The organism is Candidatus Protofrankia californiensis, assembly GCF_900634765.1.
Classification (GTDB): Bacteria; Actinomycetota; Actinomycetes; order Frankiales; family Frankiaceae; genus Protofrankia; species Protofrankia californiensis.
This window is the reverse complement of sequence record NZ_CAAAFT010000060.1, coordinates 6,998-28,440: the sequence shown is the minus strand read 5'-3', so window position 1 is coordinate 28,440 and position 21,443 is coordinate 6,998. Positions and strand designations below refer to the sequence as shown.

General features: G+C 64.6%; 19 protein-coding genes, 2 tRNA genes, 2 pseudogenes and 1 riboswitch. Of the genes and pseudogenes, 7 read left to right on the top strand and 16 right to left on the bottom strand.

Features of this window, described 5'->3' with window-relative positions; all coding sequences use genetic code 11:
* A pseudogene (locus DD1DGNOD_RS03495) lies at window positions 1-208 on the top strand (integrase); the annotation flags it as partial.
* Window positions 209-344: 136 nt separating this feature from the next.
* Here DD1DGNOD_RS03495 and DD1DGNOD_RS03490 read toward each other — a convergent pair.
* From DD1DGNOD_RS03490 to DD1DGNOD_RS03450, 9 genes and pseudogenes are all read right to left on the bottom strand, one after another.
* Window positions 345-433, bottom strand: a tRNA-Ser gene (locus DD1DGNOD_RS03490).
* A gap of 18 nt (window positions 434-451) precedes the next feature.
* The gene (locus tag DD1DGNOD_RS03485) at window positions 452-1,951 is read right to left on the bottom strand and encodes a tyrosine-type recombinase/integrase (RefSeq protein WP_131769425.1); all 1,500 of its coding nucleotides are present in this window, start codon (window positions 1,949-1,951) and stop codon (window positions 452-454) included.
* A 309-nt stretch (window positions 1,952-2,260) separates the two neighbouring features.
* Window positions 2,261-4,096 carry an ATP-binding protein gene (locus tag DD1DGNOD_RS03480; RefSeq protein WP_131769424.1) on the bottom strand — a complete coding sequence of 612 codons (1,836 nt, stop codon included), beginning with the start codon at window positions 4,094-4,096 and terminating at the stop codon, window positions 2,261-2,263.
* A gap of 1 nt (window position 4,097) precedes the next feature.
* Window positions 4,098-4,574, bottom strand: a complete 477-nt coding sequence (locus tag DD1DGNOD_RS30680) for an ABC-three component system middle component 2 (protein WP_165034723.1) — start codon at window positions 4,572-4,574, stop codon at window positions 4,098-4,100.
* Window positions 4,574-5,509 (bottom strand): annotated as a pseudogene (locus DD1DGNOD_RS03470) (ABC-three component system protein). Before DD1DGNOD_RS03470 ends, DD1DGNOD_RS30680 begins: the two are co-directional and overlap by 1 nt.
* Before the next feature lie 1,241 nt (window positions 5,510-6,750).
* Window positions 6,751-7,065 (bottom strand): transcriptional regulator, encoded by a 315-nt coding sequence (locus DD1DGNOD_RS03465; RefSeq protein WP_131765183.1) that lies wholly within the window; start codon window positions 7,063-7,065, stop codon window positions 6,751-6,753.
* Window positions 7,062-7,457, bottom strand: coding sequence for a type II toxin-antitoxin system RelE/ParE family toxin (locus DD1DGNOD_RS03460; protein WP_241251192.1), 396 nt, complete (start codon window positions 7,455-7,457; stop codon window positions 7,062-7,064). Before DD1DGNOD_RS03460 ends, DD1DGNOD_RS03465 begins: the two co-directional genes overlap by 4 nt.
* A gap of 766 nt (window positions 7,458-8,223) precedes the next feature.
* Window positions 8,224-8,562, bottom strand: coding sequence for an XRE family transcriptional regulator (locus DD1DGNOD_RS03455; RefSeq protein ID WP_131765181.1), 339 nt, complete (start codon window positions 8,560-8,562; stop codon window positions 8,224-8,226).
* The gene (locus DD1DGNOD_RS03450) at window positions 8,555-8,929 is read right to left on the bottom strand and encodes a type II toxin-antitoxin system RelE/ParE family toxin (RefSeq protein WP_131765180.1); all 375 of its coding nucleotides are present in this window, start codon (window positions 8,927-8,929) and stop codon (window positions 8,555-8,557) included. The genes DD1DGNOD_RS03455 and DD1DGNOD_RS03450 overlap by 8 nt, the downstream gene beginning before the upstream one ends.
* A 717-nt stretch (window positions 8,930-9,646) precedes the next feature.
* On the opposite strand from DD1DGNOD_RS03450, the gene DD1DGNOD_RS03445 reads away from it, so the two are divergent.
* Complete coding sequence (locus DD1DGNOD_RS03445) at window positions 9,647-9,895, top strand: hypothetical protein (RefSeq protein WP_131765178.1); 249 nt, start codon at window positions 9,647-9,649, stop codon at window positions 9,893-9,895.
* 346 nt (window positions 9,896-10,241) lie between these two features.
* Here DD1DGNOD_RS03445 and corA read toward each other — a convergent pair whose 3' ends face one another.
* Together corA and DD1DGNOD_RS03435 are read right to left on the bottom strand one after the other, a co-directional pair.
* Window positions 10,242-11,273 (bottom strand): magnesium/cobalt transporter CorA, encoded by a 1,032-nt coding sequence (corA, locus tag DD1DGNOD_RS03440; protein ID WP_206442924.1) that lies wholly within the window; start codon window positions 11,271-11,273, stop codon window positions 10,242-10,244.
* 579 nt (window positions 11,274-11,852) lie between these two features.
* Window positions 11,853-12,020: riboswitch (M-box (ykoK) riboswitch) on the bottom strand.
* Between the two features lie 173 nt (window positions 12,021-12,193).
* Window positions 12,194-12,628 carry a hypothetical protein gene (locus DD1DGNOD_RS03435; protein WP_131765177.1) on the bottom strand — a complete coding sequence of 145 codons (435 nt, stop codon included), beginning with the start codon at window positions 12,626-12,628 and terminating at the stop codon, window positions 12,194-12,196.
* A gap of 195 nt (window positions 12,629-12,823) precedes the next feature.
* On the opposite strand from DD1DGNOD_RS03435, the gene DD1DGNOD_RS03430 reads away from it, so the two are divergent.
* Window positions 12,824-13,498 carry an O-methyltransferase gene (locus DD1DGNOD_RS03430; protein WP_131769422.1) on the top strand — a complete coding sequence of 225 codons (675 nt, stop codon included), beginning with the start codon at window positions 12,824-12,826 and terminating at the stop codon, window positions 13,496-13,498.
* Between the two features lie 147 nt (window positions 13,499-13,645).
* Here DD1DGNOD_RS03430 and DD1DGNOD_RS03425 read toward each other — a convergent pair whose 3' ends face one another.
* Window positions 13,646-15,214, bottom strand: coding sequence for a DivIVA domain-containing protein (locus DD1DGNOD_RS03425; protein WP_165034722.1), 1,569 nt, complete (start codon window positions 15,212-15,214; stop codon window positions 13,646-13,648).
* A gap of 238 nt (window positions 15,215-15,452) precedes the next feature.
* On the opposite strand from DD1DGNOD_RS03425, the gene DD1DGNOD_RS03420 reads away from it, so the two are divergent.
* Window positions 15,453-16,184, top strand: coding sequence for a nucleotidyltransferase family protein (locus DD1DGNOD_RS03420; protein WP_283234650.1), 732 nt, complete (start codon window positions 15,453-15,455; stop codon window positions 16,182-16,184).
* Window positions 16,185-16,321: 137 nt separating this feature from the next.
* Here DD1DGNOD_RS03420 and DD1DGNOD_RS03415 read toward each other — a convergent pair whose 3' ends face one another.
* The 3 genes from DD1DGNOD_RS03415 to DD1DGNOD_RS03405 form a co-directional block, all read right to left on the bottom strand.
* Window positions 16,322-17,314: a Gfo/Idh/MocA family protein gene (locus DD1DGNOD_RS03415; RefSeq protein ID WP_131765174.1), complete on the bottom strand. Its 993-nt coding sequence runs from the start codon at window positions 17,312-17,314 to the stop codon at window positions 16,322-16,324.
* A gap of 1,026 nt (window positions 17,315-18,340) precedes the next feature.
* Entirely contained in the window at window positions 18,341-18,670 is a 330-nt protein-coding gene (locus tag DD1DGNOD_RS03410; protein WP_131765173.1) for a helix-turn-helix domain-containing protein, read from the bottom strand.
* Window positions 18,667-18,996 (bottom strand): type II toxin-antitoxin system RelE/ParE family toxin, encoded by a 330-nt coding sequence (locus DD1DGNOD_RS03405; protein ID WP_131765172.1) that lies wholly within the window; start codon window positions 18,994-18,996, stop codon window positions 18,667-18,669. Before DD1DGNOD_RS03405 ends, DD1DGNOD_RS03410 begins: the two co-directional genes overlap by 4 nt.
* Window positions 18,997-19,646: 650 nt before the next feature.
* Between DD1DGNOD_RS03405 and DD1DGNOD_RS31040 the strand changes: the two genes are divergently transcribed.
* Complete coding sequence (locus DD1DGNOD_RS31040; protein WP_131765171.1) at window positions 19,647-19,895, top strand: FitA-like ribbon-helix-helix domain-containing protein; 249 nt, start codon at window positions 19,647-19,649, stop codon at window positions 19,893-19,895.
* Entirely contained in the window at window positions 19,892-20,320 is a 429-nt protein-coding gene (locus tag DD1DGNOD_RS03395) for a type II toxin-antitoxin system VapC family toxin (RefSeq protein WP_131765170.1), read from the top strand. Before DD1DGNOD_RS31040 ends, DD1DGNOD_RS03395 begins: the two co-directional genes overlap by 4 nt.
* 156 nt (window positions 20,321-20,476) lie before the next feature.
* Here the strand turns inward: DD1DGNOD_RS03395 and DD1DGNOD_RS03390 are convergent.
* A tRNA-Gly gene (locus tag DD1DGNOD_RS03390) sits at window positions 20,477-20,550 on the bottom strand.
* Window positions 20,551-20,908: 358 nt separating this feature from the next.
* Here DD1DGNOD_RS03390 and DD1DGNOD_RS03385 point away from each other — a divergent pair.
* Window positions 20,909-21,443: TNT domain-containing protein (locus DD1DGNOD_RS03385; RefSeq protein ID WP_131769431.1), on the top strand; the 535-nt coding region annotated here is incomplete at its 3' end.

The following is a 21,443-nucleotide window of genomic DNA, read 5'->3' as shown; positions in this document are numbered from 1 at the left end:
CCGGGACGCCGTATACGACCTGCGGCACGCCGCGGTATCGACGTGGCTGAACGCCGGGGTGCCGCCAACGCAGATAGCTGAGTGGGCGGGGCACTCCGTTGCCGTCCTGCTGCACGTGTACGCCAAGTGCATCGTCGGTCAGGACGAAGCGGCACGGCTGCGGATTCAGGCCGCGCTGCGCCTGGACGACTCGGCGGACCCATCATGACCGCGTCCACGCCATGTCCACGGACAGCCGTCACGAGACGGGAAGCGTCGGGAACAGCCGGGAACCCGACGGGTCGTCATGGATCACGAATGAAAACCGGATCATGCTGTGCAACAGCGGTTTCCCCTGGTGCGAGCGGAGGGCGTGGGATTCGAACCCACGAGGAGCGTTACCACCCCTAGCGGTTTTCAAGACCGCCGCCATCGGCCACTAGGCGAGCCCTCCTGACCTGCGGAAACGCTGTCAGGCTACGTCCGGATCACCGGAGTCTGCCCGCCATGTGCCCGCTGGGTGCGGATCCAGGATCTCACAGCCCGCGCCGGGGGTGTCCGTGGCCTCGCCCGCCTGCCCCGGCTTCCCCGGCTCACCGGCCGGCTGCTGTCCGGTCAGCGCGTCCGCGATGCGATCGTTCACGAACTGATCCTGGCCGTCCACGCAGTTCGCGTACACCCGCAACAGGACGTCGACGCTGTGCCCGGCACGTCGGGCGACTTCCGTTGCCGGCACACCCGCGTTCAGCCACAGCGACACGGCCGCATGCCGCAGATCGTACGGCCGCCGCGCGAGCGGAGAGGCCGCCTGCGCCGGAGTCAGCGCCGCCGCCCGCGCTTTGCGCCACAGCGCCGTGTAGTGGCTGTCCTGCGGAGGACCACCCCGCAGGGTGCAGAACAGCCGGCCACCCTCCCCCGTGCCGTAGGTGTCGATGTGCCGCCGCAGCAGTGCGACGAGTTCGGGCGGGATGGGCACCGGCCGGGTTTCGTACTGGCCGCGCCGCTTGAGACCGCGCTTGTCCCGCGGTTTGCCGTCGTCAGTCCAGTCGACGCCCGCCCGGGGTTCGGAGTTCACCAGGTCGAGCCGACCCCAGCCCTGTTCGGGAAGGGTCAGGTTGTCCACCGTGATCGCGAGCGCTTCGGATGGCCGGGTGCCCGCGTAGTAGATGCAGCCGAAGAAGGCCGTCAGCCGGTCGCCGGTCTTCCCCTGCTTCGAGACCGCGTCGAGCAGGGCGCGCACCTGATCCGGGTTCGCGGCCACCCGCCGGTCGATGGTCTTCGCGACCTCCGGCGCCTTCCACTGGACCTGTTCCACCGGGTTCGTGTCGAGGAGTTGTTGTTCGACCGCGTGGCCCAGCGCGTGATGCAGCACCGCACGCTTCCGACGGAACGTCGTAGCCGCAGCCGGCTTGCCGTCCTGCTTGCGTCCACAGGCGCCCAGGGCCTGCCGGATCACGGTCGGGTCGCTCATCGCCGCGACCGTGACCGATGCCGAGGAGATCCAGGAGAGAGCCGAGGCGATGTCGTCGGGTGGGATGGTGCCCCGCTTCGAGCAGTTGAACGCCCACCCGTACAGCGCCCGCCGCAGCACCTTCGCATCCGGCGCCCCGCGGTCGGATGTGACGAGCACGGCCGTCACGGTCGCCAGCGCATCCGCCATCGAGCGCCGGGTCTTCGTCGCCGCATGTTCCCACATGTGTTCGACATAGCCACGGGCGAAGTCGAACCACGGCGGCGAGTTCTTCGCCCGGATCTCCGAAACGGGGAGACCCGTGGTGACGTCGAACGCCTCACCGGCACGCGCGGCTTTGAGGAGCTTGTTCCGGAAGCCGTCGGCGAGTGCCTTCGTCCGGAAATACTCGCTGCTTTCGCGGCCCCCGACCTCCCAGCGGACCCGCCAGGGCCTGCTACGGCCGTCGTTGCGCTTCTTGATGTCCCAGAACTTGACGTCGAAGCTTGTCGTGCCGCTCACGCCGCATCCTCCGCGAGATTGTCAAGACGCGGTGCGCGCCCGCGCCGCGCGACGGCTGCGCGTGGCGCGGGCGCGCCATGCTCGCCGGCGCGTCGCCACCCCGCACCGCCACCTACCAGGGGAGTCCGGCCGCCGATCCGCGCCGAGACGAAGCAGCAGCGACCACGGACAAGTCGGGGCGCCGCTCGAATCAGTAGACAAACAAGAACGGAACTGCCGCGCCGCTTCCGCTCCTCGGCGCTGGCGCGCCTGCGGTGCGGGTCGGCTTGCCATCGAAACCCTCGGAAATCAGCCCGCGTCACAACTATATTAGGGTGCGGGGAAAAGACCGTAGCGGCCCACGCCAGCTCGCCCGCTGAAGGGTATCAACCTGGCACGGGATCCGAGTTCTCTCGGTGGCGAGATGTTCTCGACAACCAGTACCTGGAAAGGAAGATCGGCGAGGCTCCGGAAAAAAGCCTCCGCAACACTCGGATCTACCGCCTCATCCTCTATTTCACTTACACTAGGAGCCTCGGGCGCACTGTATGTGACAAGAGGCGAGTCGAGTATAACAATCCCGGGGTGCTCGACATCAAATTCCGTACAATACTCCGCGAGAGAAAGATTAAACGCCGAATGGAGTATCGACCGCATCCCCTTCCCTCGCGAGCCACGAGGACGTCCGTCGATCACTATATCCGCAGCGCCCCGGTCGTACTTCACATCGACTGCGCCAAACCCCCAGGACCGCAGACGCTGGGAGACGATTTGCAGGAAATCGTCCAGCACTGCATCGGGAATAACGACCTCCGCAGCCTCTTTCTTTTTCGCCACAGGGGATATATCCCGTAGACCTTCGACACGTGAAAGCTGCCCGTACAGATCTATGGCTCGCTCTACATCGGCGCGCTCCTGCACCAATCCCGAGAGCTCCTGACGGCTTGGACGAAGTTGGCCCTCAAGGCTTAGCAGGCGATTTTCACGCAGCCCGATGGAGTCCCGTATAAGATCAATATCTCTTTCAATTGCCTCAATCTGGCTTCCGAGGTCCCCCATCGCCAGATCCAGATCATCCCTGAGGGCCTGAGTCTTTCGGACTTCAGAGGCTATCGAATCGCCAAATCTTGCCGACTCGTCTGCAACATGTTTGGAAATCTGTTGGTGGTCGGGTGTGGCACCACAGAATACACAGACCTCAGCCCCGTAGATGCCGAGTATACTACCCGCTTCCTGCATCATCGCCAGTCGAGCGAGATCCGACTCATATTGTCTTCCGAGTAGCTCAAATCGTGCCAGCAATTGTCGCACCTCTTCGCTACGAGCACTTTGCTTATGCAGTTGATCTCGTAGGTTCGATCTCTCAAGCACGACCTGGTCATACTCGACAGCTGTTGACTGGACCGTGGCCGACTGCGAAGTTATGGCGGCTACCAGCCGGTCTCTCCTCGCCTCGAGGTCCTGCAGTGGTTCAGCGTCAGCTAGATCTCGGCGAAGCGAGTTCGCCAACTGTTCAATTACCTCAGACCTACCCTTACCGATCTTCTTTTGGTCTTCTGACTGATCGGTCACACGAAGGTCAGAGTCATCTTCTCCGGTCAGGAGAAACTTGAATACAGAAAGCTCAGAGGTCCTGCTAATGTACTGACCTGACAGCACAGGCGAGGTAAGGGATATCATGCTTTTCTCATCAACGAGGCATAGATGGACCAGTTGCCTGAATGTCAACGAGACGGTGACGCCCTTCGCATTCTTTCGAATCCTGCGGTCCCCCAGCCCCAACGCCTCCATCAGGTGGCCTGAAAGGCTACGCGACGGCTTTTGCGTGTTGTGCTTTTCAGCGAGGGTGAGGTCTGGTTTCTCTTCAGGTGGGGACTGCATCGCACCTTCGTAAAGCTTGAATCCTCCTCCATTCCTCGGGCGGACCAGGGTTATCGAACTCTCGTCCGGAAAAGTGATCTGCAGCAGGACGTGAGTGTACCCACCGGCCTCACGAATATCGCGAAGCGTAGCCGCCCCGAGCATGTAGTTAACGGCATCGACAGCAAAAGTCTTGCCCGTGTCAGAAGGGCCATGTATTACGTTTAGGCGTGGGCCGAACTGCACCTGAACGGGGGCCTTTTCAGTCCCGGCGAAGATAAGCTGATCTAGCCTCAATGGCGCCATTCTAGTCGCCCTCCGAATCCGAAAGAGAGCGATCGAATTCCTCGGACCACCGACCAAATACCCCGTTCATACGCGCCCTCAACCCAGTCGGCTCATCCTTATCTATTTCGGCCACAACCCACTCGGCTCTGCTTGCAAGCTCAACCAGATAGGGCGCCTCAAGAAGATCGATGAAGCTGTTGGTTGCCTCGCCTGCACGATAGAGTATTCCGGCCCCGCTGATCTCAAGTTTGACTAGATCCGCCCTGACCATCATCATCAGGCCCTCGGACACAAGTCCCCTTTTGACTCCGATCTCACCGGAGCGTCCTGGAAGCGGGGGATGAATACTTTCGGGTCCGTCCAACTCCCCGCTGTGCAGTAATGCGTGATCGAGAAACGTGAGAGTTGCCACATCATAGGATTTAGGGAAAGCCGCATTTAGAAGTACGACCAGTCTCAGGCCGACCTCGAATGGGCTATTCAGGGCTCGCGACATCACGACCTCACTGGGTGGCGCCAGACTAGCCGGTCGATGTTCGCGAGCTGATGGCAGATGCCCTTTCGATCACGCGGAAGCGAGACGGAAATAAGCGCATTAAACGTTAGGTGTGCGCGAGTAGCAGATTCCAGAACTTGAAATAGGCGCTCGTAGCCGTCAGGCTATTCCCTACTGTAGGTTTCCTCAACGCTATCGAACACTTCCTCCTGTAGTGCCTCGAAAGTGCCTTCCGGAACATTGTCGCGCGCGAATACCCGCAATGCTTCGGCGCTATAGAAAGAAATTCTCTGGCGACGAAGGTGGCTTCCTGCCAGGCCGTGCTTTAGGGCCTCGTCGAGGCTTCCTGCTGGCAGCGAGAACTTTTCTTCATACACGTCCAGCAGGTGTTGAAGGTACCGGGTTTCCTGCTCGCCTATCTCTTCAGGAGGTAGCGGAACCTCTGGTCTCTCCGGAAGTGGCCCCCCAAATCGCACAGCATGCGCCGGGCTCCGCTTATGTATCTCTAGGATGCGGGTCAAACTCATCGAAGTAAATAGGCTGAAATCTACCGTCATTGCGAGCGACGCAACCTCGGCAACCACATCTGCACCAACGTCTGAAAGAAACTCGGCTTTCCCTTTTGTAAGTTCCTTCAGGAACTCGTCCTTGAGGTTTCCTGGAGAGTGTAGCCATTTGTTCAAAGTGTTTCCGCAGCCGCGCGGCGCGACGAAGTAGTACCGATTGGGAGCCGTGTGGTCGCCGGCCGCGACGCCTCGCAGTATCTTGAATATCTCAGGCCATGCATCGCCGGGATAGAGAACTCGGTTGTAGTGCTTGCATTGAAAACAGTCCCAAGAGCCTTCGAAAGCCGCCACGGTCCGGAATGCTGCGACATCGATTCCGCCGTCGTTGGCACCCCCAAGTTGCAGGACCTCTACATACTCGGTGTCCATAACGCTAGCCCACTCAAATACAAAGTATTCCCATTCTTCGGGGCTATAGTTCAGCAGCTTCTTCTTTGGTGGATCTGGAACTCCGCCGCTCAAGTGTGCCAACTGAAGCACGCCTCTCGCCTGCGGTGCCGGCAGTCGCTTCAACCGAGCTTGGGCCGGCCAGAGCGGCAGCTCTGCGGTCGACACCTGTCGTCCTCCCCCTGAGGTCGCGGCGCCGCCATTGCACTCGGCACGCCGGAGACCGAGAGTAGTCGGTTGTTGCCTTGAATGGAACACCTGTACCGAATCTGGTCACTTGTTCGGGCTGTGGTGTCGAGCAAAGGCTCGCCGGTCACACCAGGTAGAACGTAGAGCCTCGTCGACGGCAGGCTGCCGTGTCAGCTGACCAGCGCGCTGCTGCAACGGACAGGATGAGTCGCTGGGTCGCCCGATCGGACTCGGCGACCCTCATCCCCGCCGATTCCATCGCGCCACCGAGCACGCCGTCACGGGCAGCGGCGGGCCGGGGTACCTATGGTTGTGCTGCTACGGGGACGGCCCTCAGCGGACGCCGGTAGAGGCCATCGACTCCGTGACCTTTCGGAGGACGCCGCAACGGTCAGCGACGCCGTGGCGAATGATGTTGTTTCGTTCTGCCCGCCGTGTGCCCCTAGACCACGGTCGACGGCAAGATTCGGTGGGACACGGCCACGCGGCGGATGCTGGTGGACGGGGGCCGCTCGACGCGTGTCTGGCGATCCGCGTCGACAAGGGCCGGCAAACGCTCTGTGACGACCGCCCCGCGAGCTGCCGTAGTGCAGTTGTACTGCAACGGGGACGAACGTCAGTGGACGTCGGTAGACGTCGCCGAGCCCATGACCTGCACCGGCGGACGCTGGTAGACGTCGGTGGACGGCGCGCCGAGGGCTACGGATCAAGAGGTTGGGGGTTCGAGTCCCTCCGAGCGCACGTCAGGTTGAGACAGGTCAGTGATCATGTCGGCTTGTGCCGGCATCCTGTCCTGATGAGGATGTTGGTGCCGTCCGGTCCAACGTCGTCGCTCTGTGGTGCTGTGAGCCCGTAGGTCAGTGTGACGCGGAGGTCCTGAGGGATCTTGTCCTGCTGCTACGAGCGCGTACCTCAGAATCTTTGGTGACCCGGTTGGAGTGCCCTCTATCCTCCTAATCCTTCAACCCGGCGCTGCCGGCTGCTCCATAGCCGATCAGACGCGGAGGATCGGGGTGACCTGTGCCGACAGCGCGTCAGGCGATCTGGCGGAGGTCGTTGCCGTAGTCGAAGATGATCCGCATGCGGGCGCCCAGCGCCCGGGCGTACCGGCTCAGCGTCGCGACCTCGTTGACGTCGAGGTCACCGTTCTCGATCTGGCTCACCCGGCCCGGTGAGACGCCCATCAGCTCGGCCACCTGGCGCTGGGTTAGCCCCAGCCGCTTACGCTCCTCGGCAAGGTGGAAGGCGCTGACCCAGGCCTCGGTGCGCGCTCGCTCGGCGGCGAGCGCCTCGTCGTCGCCGTCGTGCAGCTCAGCGCGGATGTCATCCCAGTCGTGGAACTCGGTCATGAGCCCTCCCGCCGTTTCCTCTCGAAGGCCAGCCACCTGTCGTATGCAACCTCTGCCGCGGGGATCGCAGTCTTGTACCACCGCGACCAGTCGCGGGCCTTGTTGCCTGCGACCAGCAGCACCGCCTGTGACCAGGGGTCGAAGACGAAGATCACCCGAATCGCGATTTCGCGGCCCGACCTCGGCCGCAGCTCCTTGAGGTTGCTGACCGTCGACCCTTGCAGCGTGTCGACGAGCGGACGCCCGAGCCCAGGCCCGGTCTCGGCGAGCATGTCGATCGCCGCGTTGACCGACCGATAGGTGTCTAGGTCTGTCTGGCGCAGCGAGCGCAGCCACTCCCGCACCTCGGGTGTGGTCTTGATCGTCCACCGATGGAGTGGCTCCGCTGACACGGGTCGACTATAGCTCGACCTAAACATGCGGCGTCGTGATCCCGGGTAGTGGCATGACTGACAGCCAAAGTGACAGTCGAGCCGACCGACAAGCACGGACGCCAGCGGACGTCTGGAGACATCGCGTACGAGGTCGCCGGACGGGGCGGACGTCCACTGACACCGATAGAAGATCCAGATCAAACTACGGATTAAAAGGTTCGTCCCTCAGCGTCGGTCTGCTCCGTGTGGTCGGGTGCCCGTTCCTCGGGTGAGCGCCCAAGGGTCTGACGGGGCACCGGCCGCGCCACCCTTGACCCGACCGGCGCCCCGCGCAGACAACGGCGCTGACCGGGAAACGGACGAAAAAACGGGAGGCACCAGAGGCCCAGCGGGAAGCCGCGGACACCTCGTGATCCGGCTTCGGTTCTGCCCGCCATGTGCCCGTGAATCATGGTCAACAGCGGGATTCGGTGGAACTCAGCGGGACCACACCGCGACGATCAACGCGAAGCATCCACGCAGGTCAGCCCCTGTTTTCCGAGGTCAGGAGGACCACACGACGCCAAGCCGATCATTGCACCAAGTAGTTTTCAAGACCGCCGCCATCGGCCACTAGGCGAGCCCTCCTGACCTGCGGCTTCAGCCCGGTGCGCCCTGACCCTCGATCAATGGAGCCCGTGCCTGTTCCGCATGACCAGCCTCACCGGCCGGTCGCCTTCCAGTATCGCAGCACGGCGAACCGAACGATCGCGGGCGTGGGACCAGCGCTCGATGATCCGCTGCCCTACCCGAGCACGTACGACTCATCACCAAAATCGGCAACGATCTTCAACTTACCGCCGAGCGCCTGCACATAAGCGGCGAGGGTGTCCACCTCGCTGCGCTCCAGCTGCCCCTTCTCGATGCGGGACACCCGAGCTTGTGTCACACCCATCGCCTTCGCCACCTCCACCTGAGTGGCGTGCTGACGCCGACGTACCTCCGCCAACCGGAACGCCCGCGCCTCGGCGATCAGCCGCTGCGCCCCAGAGACGATCTCGTCGCACTCGGCCGAGGTGAAGGCGAACTCGTCAGTCAGATCATCCCAGGAGCGCGCCTGCGGATCCTTCAGATGGTCAACCATCTCCGTGCCCCTCCATACGCTTGAGATGATCCGCATACGCCGCCTCGGCCAGCGGGACCGCCATGCGGTACCAACCGCGCCAGTTACCCGCTTTGTCCCCACCCGCCAGAATCACGGCCTGACGTTCCAAGTCGAACACGAACAGCAGCCTCACTTCGCTCGCGCCCGCGGACCCTGGGCGTAGTTCCTTGAGGTTGGGAAGCGTCGAGCCCCGGATGGTGTCGACGAGAGGTCGCCCGAGAGCCGGCCTCTCGATCCGCAACGCCTCGATCGCCTGACTGATCAAGACCAAGATCCGACGATCGGTGCGACGGAGGTCGTGCAGCCAGGAGAGCGCCGGCTCCACGGCCACGATCGACCAAGCCATCAGCCATCCTTCGCGCCGCGGTTATAACGCTCACATCATATGCCATCAACGTTGTAGCGTTGACCCGCAGACAGGGAAAGGATCAAAGGGAGAGCCAACCCGCCACGATAGATCTTGCTTGGCTCCCACCCGCCATGTGCTCGTGCGCCTTGGTCAACAGTGGGATTCGCTGGGGCTTCACGGGACCGCGGCCGGACGACTCAGACGAACCGTCCGCGCAGGTCAGCGCGCGTTTCACGAGGTCAGAAGGAGCACACGCACCACCGGCCACCGCCGTGGGCCACCGAGCTCCATTGGTATCGGGCTGCTGGCTGTGCCTGTCTCCCGTCAGCACGACCCCCGCGCTCTCGCCTACATCGTCGACCACCTCGTACCCGGCGAGACCATCACGCGACGGTTCGCGGTCGACAACAATTCCCCTTCACCCCAGCACATCCAGATCTATGCCGCGGAGGCGGTCCGACGCGTCCCGCAATGTGCGGCTCGTCAGCCGGGTCGGCATCCGTATGTACCAACGGACGTCGGCAGACATTCGTGAACGGTTCGGCCGAGGACCGGCGGCCAAGCGTGCTCCGGACAGGCCGCGGAACAGTCGGAAACGGACTTCTGCCGCATCCGACCTTTGCCGCGTTTGGACCACAGCGTGGCCCGTCGCTGAGATGTCCGATCTGTCCGTAGCCTGATCGTCATGCTGGTGCGACGATCAGGGAGGATGGCATGGGATTTTTGCGGCGGCGGGACGACGATGGCGGCGAGGACCGCGATCGCATGGACAAAGGCCAGCGGCAACGGCAGGACATCCGGCGTGGCAACCCGACCTGGAAGGACTGCGGACCGTGCGGCGGCACGGGAAAAATACTGAAGGACGTCGGCGGGACGGACGAGGACGGCACATTCAACGAGACCAAGAAGCTGAACTGCACATCCTGCAACGGAACGGGAAGGTTACCGATCAAAGATGATTGAGCCTGTCGTGCCACTGCTGACGTTGGACTGCCCGCAGCATCGCCGACGCCGTCGGCGGCGCAGCCCCGGCGATCCGCCGAAGGGCCCGCGGCCCGGTACGGCTGGCAACTGCCCGCACTGCCGGACGGTGTGGGCTGAGGGCTACGGTCCTGATGCTGAGCCGCCGTCACGCGATCCCTGGCGGCCGGGTCCGATCTGCGGGCCGGGCTGAGCGCTTTCACGCCGCTCTCACGGCTTTCATGCTGCTTGCCTGTATCGCCACCGTATGTTCCGCCGAGCGGCCCGGGGACCTGACCCACCGACAGCGTGCGAAAATCGTGATCGCGCTGTCTTGGGCGTTCTGGCATCAGAGCCAGCGGCGGCTGCGGAAGACGACATAGAGCATGACGGACACCAGACCCATGAGCGCGATCGCGAACGGGTAGCCGTACGCCCAGCTCAGCTCCGGCATGGTCTCGAAGTTCATCCCGTATACGGTGCCTACCAGAGTGGGAGCGAACAGGATGGCCGCCCATGCGGATATCTTCTTGACCTCCTCGTTCTGCGCGATACTCGTCTCGGTCAGGATCTTCATCTCCTCGTTCTGCCGCTGCCCCACCAGAGCGGCGTTGGCCGTGAGGATGTTCTGGAGGAGCTGACGGAACCCCTCGATCCGCTCCACGACCTGGACAACGTGGTCGGTGACGTCCCGCAGGTGCTGCTGCAGTTCGGCGTCCACGCCGTACTTCACGAAACCGGATGCCAGGGCGTCCAGCATCCCGAGCAGGGGCTTGGTGGCCCGCTGGAACTCGATGACCTCGCGGGACAGCTCGTAGATACGCCGGCTTACCTCCGGGTCGCCCCGGAAGACCTCGGTCTCGATCTCGTCGATGTCGTTTTCCAGCCCCGCGACAACCGGTGCGTAGTCGTCGACGACCCGGTCGAGGATGGCGTACAGCACCGCCTCCGGGCCCCTGGCCAGCAGCTCCGGCTCGGATTCCATCCGCCGGCGCACCCGCCGCAGGTCCGGTGCGTCACCATGACGTACCGTGATGACGAAATCATCCCCGACAAAGACGTGCAGCTCGGAGAACTCGACTTCCTCCCGGGTGTCGTTGTAACAGGCCGCCAGCAGGACCACGAAAAGGGTCTTGCCGTACCGCTCCAGCTTGGAGCGCTGATGAGCCTGCACAGCATCCTCGACGGCGAGCTCGTGCAGGTCGAACTCACTGGCGATCGAAGTGATCTCATGCTCGTCCGGACGGACCAGCCCGATCCATGCGAGATCCTGCTTGCGCTTGTCACGACGTCCATGCAGAAGCTGGTAGGTCTGACCCAGCGAGTCCGGTCGCGCAAGGCGCCGGCCCTCGGAGTAGAAAGCGTTCTCCATCACCGTCATCACGCCAGCTCCTCGAATGGCTTGAGGGCCTGCCAGCAGGTACTGCCGGGAGCCGGTGGCTACCCGGGACGCTCGCACCTCGCTGCGGCGGTGGTGGTCGGACCTCGGGCATCGCTGTGTGACACACACATCAGCTCGACCATGGACAACGCAGCTACGGACAAGGTCCGGGCACACTGCCAGCCGGGTACCGCAGCCCGCTGTGCGAGCCCGTGCACCTGTTGGCACAGCCCTTGGATCAGGCCTGCATTCCAGCCCACTGCAACGCCGTGCTCATGGGAGCTCGTAGAGAGCCCACCCGCGTTCAGCGCATCAGGCACGACACGACAAACCGCGAGCCGCCCGGCGAACAGGGCTGGGACCGTCGGCCCTCTGACAAAGGCCGGCGGCGACGTTTTCACACCGGAGGGACCAGGCTCAGGCGGCGGGGGTCGCCGAGCCAGTCCAGGACAGACAGCGACTATGACCGGGACTCATCCCGCCACCTCCTTCACGACCGGGCGCCCGCAGGCACAGACCATATCTACACAGAGTGATCGCACGAACAAGACCCAGGCCAGGGCCCGGCCCCCCGTGCGGAGCACCCCTCCTCGTCAGAGCTTTGGCACTGCACGGCGTAATCCCAACCAGGAAGCCACCTGGGCCCACCCCTTAGCCCGGGGAGAGCTGTCCTGACCCGGGGCGTCTCTCGACGTTCGGGGTCAGTGGCCTGTGTCCGTGCAGACGCCTCACCGAACGAGGTGCCGCACCCCAAGCGTGCCGCCCCGCACAGGACGCTGTCAAACCAGGGCACGGTGACTTTGACGGCACGAGCCGATCAGGCCTGATGCTCCCAGGCCGCTGACAGCGCCGTCGCTGACACCGCCTCGGACCCAGGCAGCGCCTCAGGCCGCGGGACAGCAGACAGCACCTGAAGACGCTCAGGCTCCCGAGCCGAATGCGGACCGGCCGGCACGCTCCCGTTCGGACGCCTTCATCCGCGCCTCGTACACATGCCGGCGACCATCGGCCAGTGCGTCCCTGACCATTCGTTCGGATTCCACGAAGGTCCGGTAGTACCCGTCGTCGTACTCCTCGACGATCTGGAAGGTCCACCGGCCGTCGAGGACGTTCCGCCCGAACAGATCCCTGCGGACCCGTTCGGCGATCTCGCCGTGACCGGCGTTCTCCAGCTCCTCCAACGCCGGCCCGAGCATGAGATCGGCGTGGCCGGACATCTGGTGGAACGCGTAGAGGTGCCCCCTCGCCCGTTCCACCCACTCCAGTGCCTCGCTGAGCTTCCCGACGGCGTGGACCGTGTCCGCGTCGAGCTCCGGAACGGTGCGGTCGGCTGGCTGCGGCGTCGGGGTCGGCATCGGTGTCGGTGTCCGGTCGTTCGTCCTCACACTCTGCGAAATGCCCCGCCGGCGCCCCTGCGACACCAGCGATGTCTGACGGGCCCAGGGCCCCAGGGTGGACGGGCAGGCCGAGCCGGCGGGCAGGAAGGCGCCGGCCGGAGGGCAGGCAGAAGGGCAGGCAGAAGGTCAGGGTGTGAAGGTAGCCTGGGTCGTATGTCCGCTCTGGACCCAACAGCGCAGTCGCCGATTCTGACGCACGGCATATACCCCTATCTCGCAGCCCGCTGCTCGCCGCCGGACGAGCTTCTGACCGATCTCTTCGAGGAAACGCGGCGGAAGCTCGGCAACCTGTCCGTCATGCAGATCGGTGCCGAACTCGGTACCCTGCTGACGATACTGACCGCAAGCACGGGGGCACGCCGGGCGATCGAGGTCGGTACGTTCACCGGATACTCGTCAATCTGTATCGCCCGCGGCCTGCCCGATGACGGTCATCTGCTCTGCTGCGACGTGAGCGAGGAGTGGACGTCGCTCGCGCGCCACTACTGGAAGCGCGCCGGCCTGGAAGATCGGATCGAGCTGCGCATCGGCCCGGCCGCGGCCACGATCGCCGCACTACCCACCGAGCCCGTCTACGACATCGCTCTCATCGACGCGGACAAGACCTCGTACCAGACCTACTACGACCTGCTGCTCCCGCGGATGCGCACGGGCGGGCTGATCCTCGTCGACAACGTACTTCAGGACGGCAAGGTGCTCGACGAGCAAAGCCCGAATGCGGACGTCCGGGCGATCCAGGCGTTCAACGAGGTGGTAGCAGCGGACGAGCGGGTGCAGGCCGTCCTGTTGGCCGTGTCGGACGGGTTGACGATCGCCCGCAAGCTATAGCCCGGCACCGGCTCACTCCACCCGCTCATCCCCGCCCGCTCGCTCTCGCCCGCTCATTCCTGCCTACCGGCTCCGCGTGGACGGCGAGCTCGCGAGGCATCACGATCGACGCTCCGCGAACCCGTCTGGTTCCCCGACGCATGCCGGCTACAGATCGTCTCGTGGCAGGTAGTCCTGGACGCGGGTGAGCTCACGTTCGAGAAAATCGAGGAAGTCGTCGACCTCGTACTCGCTGTATCCACCCGTCAGCCAGGTCGTGTCGAACCTGGCGTCGCTGATGTCCCGTGGCACGAGACTCACCGCGGGGGAAGCGGAATCCGCCGGCCGGCCGTCCTGCGCCGATCCCACCATCGCCTGCAGCCGGTCCAGTCCCCGGGACACCGTGTCGAGAAAGGCTTCGACCTGGGCGATGTCGTAGCCGGAGCGGAACCGCGTTCCCGTGAAGGATTTCTCCTTCACCTCCGAGCCGGTGATGCCGGGGTGGAAGGAACCAGGACCACCACGGTGCCGGGCGGCATCGGTCCGGGCGTTGCCGCTACGGGGAGTACCGGTCGAGGCGGTGGCGGACACTGCGGACAGAAACCTGTGCAGATTGGCGAACTCACGCTCGACGACCCGGAGAAAGTCATCGACTTCGCTTTCGCGGTACCCGCTGAAAAATCTTGTCGGGTTGAACCTCGTCGACCTGATCTCCGTTGGCGTGATTCTCGGGACGAGTTCGCCCGGATCTGGTTTTCCTCCGTTCTCGACAGAGCGGACGAGGGCGTGCAACCGGCGCAACTCGGCGGCAGCCCAGTCGAGGAAGGCGTCGACACCAACCATGGTGTAGCCGGTACGCAGCCGCGTCGCGCTGAACGCTTTTACACAGAGATCGTGAGCTGTCACGATCGGACGGTAGGCGACGGCGCCGTCGACGCCCCGTTCGCCGCCCGGTGGTGATAGCGGTGGTCGAGGCGGTTCCTGGCGTACTGGACGAGCCGGTTCGTCCCGCACCTGCAGCGGCTGGATCTGCAGTGGCTGGGTCTGCTGTGACGGAGCCTGCGAGTCCGGGGTCGGCGTCCGGGACCCTGGCTGCCTCGGCACCCGCGGAACACGGCGCGTCGAACTCTGCGATCGGTCAAGGGTGCTCATCTGATTACGCAGACGCCGAGCAAGGCCCGTGGCCAGATGCTCAGCCAGGTTTTCGGCCGGAAGCGTGGCGGGCGATCGGTCGTGCGGCGACGGCCAGTCCTCGCCTACCCGGCGGCACATCGCCTCCACCAACACATCCCCCGTGCCACCGTGGGCAAGGTCGAGATCGTCCGCCCAGGGAATCGGCAGGACAAGATCCGTACGCGCCGACCGCCGTTCAAGATTCGACTGTCGTTCAAGATTGAGGAAGCGCTCGAGCTCGTGCCGACACTGAGCGCTCCGGAAGAAGGCCGGAGTCATGATTGCGACGAGAATCGCCGTGGTATCCGGGAGATTCGTGATCCGCTCGTTCCACAACTCGCACCAGCCGATCTCCCGCCGGTCGCGCAGAACCCGGCAGCGGTGGCCGGTCCGGGTTGAGATCTCGGTCTCCAGCGCGTCTCCCAGCGCGCCGATCGAAGCACCGTGACACGCATGATCCTCATCCGCATAGCTGAGAAAGACGATCGGCGCAACATCGTCCCGGCCGGGGGCCTGGGCCTTCTGAACGGCCTGCGGAACGCCGTCAACAATGGACCGTTTCACCGTTCCGGATTGTATAGCGAACCGCCGGAGAAGGAAGTGTGAGCCAGCAGACGAAATCATCGGTTCCACTGGTTCATATTTTTATAGTGATTCTTATTTCTATATTCATCTAACTGAATTATCCCGAGTCCGTTACGGTGGCAACCGGATGTGGCGTTCCCGGCGATCACCCGTCCTTGTCATGGGCGGGCGTCGTGGGCGCCTGCCCCGCTCGGACCGACGAGCACCTGGAGCACCTGTGGCAGATGGAGCAGCAGTTGTAGCAGACCCAACGGGTGCCGTCGGTGGGCTCGTCCTCGCCGCCGGCGCCGGACGCCGATTCGGCATGCCGAAAGCTCTGGTCACGCTGGGTGGCGAATCACTGGTCCAGCGATGCGCCCGGATGCTCGCCGACGGCGGATGCGCCCCGGTGTTCGTGGTACTCGGCGCGCGGGCAGCCGACGTTCTCAGATCCACCAGCCTGCCCAGGGAACGGGTTGTCCTGGCGCCGGACTGGGCGTTGGGAATGAGCGCCTCGCTGCGTCGTGGGCTCGCGGCACTTGCCGCTGTCGACGAAAACCTTGCTGACAGGGGCGGGAACAAGGACGGCGGGAACAGCGGCGTCGACGCGGTCGTGATCGCACTGGCCGACCAGCCGCTGCTCGGCGCCGAGGCGGTGCGCCAGCTGCTCGCGGCCCACGCCTCCGGTGCCGTTGCCGCGGTCGCCAGCTACGGTGGGCAGCCGCGCAACCCGGTCCTGCTACACAGGGCGATATGGGCTGAGGTGTCCGCCCTCGCTCACGGTGATGTCGGCGCACGGGCCTGGCTGCGTGCCAATCCGGACCGGGTCGTCATGGTGCCCTGCGACGGCACCGGCTCCCCCGACGACGTCGACACCCCGGACGACCTGGCCCGTCTGGTCGGATCCGACGGCTGGCCGCTGACACCGCCCGGTGCCAGCCAGCCTCCGCAGGTTGACTCGCAGTCCTGATCTCGACAGGTGATCACTGGTATTACCGGCATCAGTGGTATTAGTGGCACCGCCTGTTCCCGCTTATCCGGGATCGGTCCCGATATGTCTCCACGCCCGGCCGCCAAGGGCGCTCCGGCGCCTTCTACGCAACCCGGTCAGCTGGAGATCCCGCGTGGTGGGAGACCAGCCGCACGGTAGACATCGTCGATGAGGCGCATGGTGAAAACCGCGTCCTCGGCCGGTGTCAGCGTCGGTTCGCCGTACAGCACCGCACGGGCGAAACCGCGCAACTGGGCGTCGAAGGTCGCTTCCCCGCGCACCGTTTCCCGCATAGTGTGGCCCTGTACCGTCCAACGGAGCCGGTTGAACAGGTGCGGACGGACGAAGTTGACGACTCGCAACTCACCACGGTCCCCGGTCACGTGTGCGGCGATCCGCAAAAACTGCCGTGACCACAGTGAGCAGTCGATCCGCCCGGTCGAGCCGTCGGGGAAACTGAACTCCGCGGTCATGGCGCGGTCGATGCGTGGCGTGTGCAGCAGGGCGCGAGCCGACACAACCTTCGGTTCACCTGTTCCGAGCAGCCGCATACAGTGGACGGCGTAACATCCGGTATCCATCATGGCGCCGCCACCGAGATCGTAGCTGTAGCGGATTTCGTCATCGAAAAGTGGCCAGGGAATACACATCCAGGTGGAGATCGAGTGCACCGTGCCGAGGCTGCCGTCTTGCACGATCGTACGAATACGCTCCGCAAGCGGATGATACCGGTAATGAAAAGCCTCGGTGACGACGACCCCGGCGGACGCCGCTGCCGCGGCGACAGCACGCGCTTCGGCCTCGTTCGCGGTGAACGGCTTCTCGCACAGCACATGCTTTCCAGCTTCGATCGCGCGCAAGGTCCACGGTGCATGCAGCGCATTCGGCAGTGGATTGTAGACTGCATCGACGTCGGGATCGTCAATCAACGCATCGTATGATTTGTGCGCCATCGGGATCGCATATTTTCGAGCGAACCGGGCGGCTCGCTCGGTGTCGCGGTCCGCTACCGCGACCACCTCGACCAGCGGCGACCGTTCCGCGGGCTTCACCACGGCTGTCGGAGCGATCCGAGCGGCGCCAAGAATGCCGATTCTCACCTGATCCACCGATACCGTCCTTTCGTGTTCGACGGCCGATCACAGCCGCCGCCTCGATCGGACAGCACCGATCGTGACGACGGCTGGAGCCGGTCAGAACGTATTGCCGTATTCGGTGTCACGGACACTCCCGGTAAATCGGATAAAATCACCATACCTCTGACATCAACGTGGTCCTGCGCGACCTACGTCACTTCGACCGGCGAGGCGGCTACGCCCGGAAGGCTACGGATGTCAATCCTCAACCGCTGTTCCGCTCCCGACCGACCATCAAGACAGAACGGCGCACGGGTGCAGCTCATGCGAGTTCCTCGCTGATGGCACAGCGATCGGGAGTTCGGGCGCGCAGCACGTTCGAGAGAAAGGAAACTTCGAAGGAATCATCCGACAAGCGGTATCTATGGTGGATAGCAACGCGGCGGCAGTCGCGAGCAGGCCCGAACCGCGGTTTTCATAACCGGCCTTGAGAGGCTTGTGCGGATCGTGCCCGTCACGCGTCCTCGATAACCGAGCCCACCTGGCCCAAGCATGCCTCGACGACGTCCGCGACGTCTGAGGCCGTACGGGGCCGACCTCAGCCGTTGCCCTGACAGCACGTCGGCCACCACTGGCACGCGAACGGCACAAGGCGCCCGAAAACCGGCCCCAACCATAGAAACGTGGGGTCCAAGGGGGGAGCGCCCATAGGAACGTGGGGGTTCCAAGCCAGGTCAGCGGCCATCCGGTCCCCGCCGTTACCCACCGATGGGACCGGATGCCGACCGGTGCTACTGGCATGCGAATGGCACGCTCGGGATCTCGACCAGAAGGACGGCCTTCCGCTTTTCAACTCGACAGCGAGACCGTCCCTGCCCGCCATCCCGGACGGCGGAGTCGACCGGGATGTGGGATTTTCTGTCGACGTCCGGGGCCGTCGCTACACCTATTGCCACACCGATGCGCCTTGGCGCTAGATGCCGATTTCCACTGACGTTCGCCCGGTACCGCTCCCGGTCCGGATAGACCCGCTATCTCGGCCGGCCCGTCGACACCGACCTATGCGACCTTCACCGAGTGCGGGCCCACGCTGATGGTGACGTCGAGATGCCCGCCAAGTGCCGCGGCGTAGGCACGGAGGGTCTCCAGTTCCATGGCTTCGATGTCGCCGTTCTCGATCTGGGAGATCCGGGACTGGGATACGCCGAGGATCTGGGCAACCTCGGACTGCGTCCTGCCGATGGCCTGGCGGAGCTCCTTGAGGTGGTGACCGGCGACGTACGCGTCGAGTTCGGCTCGGGCCCTGGCCTGCCGTTCGGGGTCGGCCAGTTCAGGGTGACGGCGGTGCGCTTCAGCCTTGACTTCCTGCCAGCGTCGTCCGGTACTCATGGGCCTGCCTCCTTGTCCTTCTCCGCCCGATAGTCGGCGTATCGGGCTTCGGCCAGTGGGATGGCTTCCTCGTACCAGTGGGACCATCGCCCAGTCTTGTCGCCCGCGACGAGAAAGATCGCCGTGCGGTCCGGGTCGAAGACGAAGAGCATCCGGATCTCCGACCGTCCCCGGGAACCAGGCCGCAACTCTTTCAGGTTGCGAAGTGTGCTGTGCCCTATGGTGTCGACGAGCGGCCTGCCCAGCGTGGGTCCTACGGCTGCGAGCCTGTCGATGGCCTGCACGATCAACGCCGCTGTGTCGGTGTCGGATTCGCAGAGTTTCAGGAACCAGGCCTCGACCGGTTCGAGGAGGACAACGTCCTACGCCACGCTTCCAGCATAACTCCTGACTCATGTCGTGGTGCCAAGGCGGATCGAGCCACGCGTACGGGTTCCAACCCGGCCCGGAGGGCGGCCCTCACCAGACCTGCCGGAGCTGCGAGCAGAACGACGTGACCTCGAACGACACTCCGGGAACCACCACGCCCGTGGGGTCGAGGTCGCGGGCGCGATGTCGGCACGGCTCGCCCGGATCAGGCCCCACGCCCCGGAGGGCACGAGCGGGGGCACCTCGAACCTGGCGGGCACGCAACGGGCACGAGAACCGAAAAACAGCGCTCAGCCGTAGGAACGTAGAGGGTCCAGGGGGCTCGGCCCCGAACCTTCAATAGATCTCCGGGTGCACGGTCTGGTGCCCACCGACGCACGCTGATTCGAACCGATGTCCACCGTGTCCACCGTTGCCGCGGGCACGTGACGGGCACAGCGAAGATCCTCCGGCTCCGTATCCCCTGACGGCTCATTCGTCCGGGTGGAGCAGCCGGGTCAAGGGTGCCGCAGGACCGTACGCGCCGTCGGTGTCGGAGTGAGACGGCCATGGTCGGCCTACGGTGCATGCAGTGCTAGCATTGGATCGGCAGAGGAGGTGGCCGGTTGTGGCGACGTTGACGATCAGAGACCTGGATGACGAGGTGAAGGCGCGACTGCGGGTCCGTGCGGCGCACAACGGCCGGTCGATGGAGGCGGAGGTCCGGGCGATCCTACGGGCCGCCCTGACCGGGCCGGCCCCGCGGCGCGGGCTGGGTGGCCAGATCCAGCAGTACTTCGTGGACCTCGACGATGATGTGGAGATTCCGCTGCCGCCACGCACGGAGCTGCCGAGGGCGGCGGATTTCTCCTCGTGATCGTGCTGGACACGAACGTCATCTCGGAGCTGATGCGCGCCCGGGCTGATCCAAGGGTCGTCGCCTGGGTTGACAAACAGCCCGCCGACGAGGTTTACCTGACCGCGGTGACCACGGCCGAGCTGCGGTACGGCGTCGCCCGGCTGCCCGACGGACGACGCCGTACCGACCTGGCCGACCGGCTACAGCGTGCCGTCGAGGCGGGCTTCACCGGCCGTGTCCTGCCCTTCGACGACAACGCGGCGGCCCACTACGCGGACATCGTCGTGGGCCGCGGACAGCAAGGTCTGGTCATCGGTATGGCTGACGCCCAGATCGCAGCCATCTGCCGCTCGCACTCCGCCGACCTCGCCACCCGCAACACCAAGGACTTCGTCCACACCGGCATCGACCTCATAGATCCATGGCAGGTAGCAGCCGACTGACCAGGCCACTCACAACCACGGCCGCCCACAGCGACCCGCGAACAGCCCAAGAGGCCCAAGCCACAGGAACGTGGGGGTTCCAGGGGGCTCGGCCCCCTGGGCTGGCATAAGCGAAACGAGCAGGTCCGGCCCCTGCCGGACGCGGCCCGCCCCGAGTGGAGCGGGCGACGGGAATCGAACCCGCGTTGCAAGCTTGGGAAGCTCGTGTTCTGCCTCTGAACTACGCCCGCGTAGTACCAGAAGCATCCTACAGGCCCACGCAGGCAAGGGATGGCGAGGCCCCCGCCAGTCGGTCGGTCGGTCGGCCATTCAGTCGGCCGGCACCACGGGATCGCGGCGGACCGCCGGGCTCGATCAGCGCCCCGGTCCGGATCACGGCAACCGGATCATGACAAAAAGGGCGGGACCGATGCGGTTGCCGACCACGCCGGCTGCTCGTGTTCACCGGTATCGGCCCGACACGCGTCGGCACAAGACGGACGACACACAGCACATCCGTCCGGACTACCCGACTCTCATCAGCAAGGAGATCTTTTACTACCCTCCGGGATCGATGCGCTACTCCAAGCGCGCGTCCGGGAGGAACACGTGCAGTTTCGCAAGACCATCATCTCGCTGGCAGCCGGCGCCCTGCTCCTTGTCGGCACCACATCCGCTTCTGCCGCACCCGCGTCCACGACCGACGACAGCCAAACCAGAATTGGTTCGGCGACCGGACACACGCCGCCGAACCAATGTTCGGCGGCCGACTTCCGCGGCGACTCGCGTCTCGGACCCAAGCAACTGCCGATCTTCGGTGAGGTGGGCCGGGAGCTGTCCCATTACGAGCGGACCGGTGACCAGCCGATCCAGCAGTTCCTGGACACCTGGTGGGACCCGTCCGCCCGATCAGGCCAGGGAGGCTGGCAGTATCCGCCGAAGGACGGATATCTGATCAATGCGGACGGCACCCCCAGGAGAGCGGTGACACCGCTGAACCCGGGGCTGGAGTTCGACCGGTTCGGCAACCCGACCGGCAACTTCGCCTCCCCGCAGGACACGAAATACGCTGCCCGGGCCATCCCACCGTCCAACCTGGACTCCACGACGGACCCGGGTAGCTGCAACTACCACGCCTACCGGG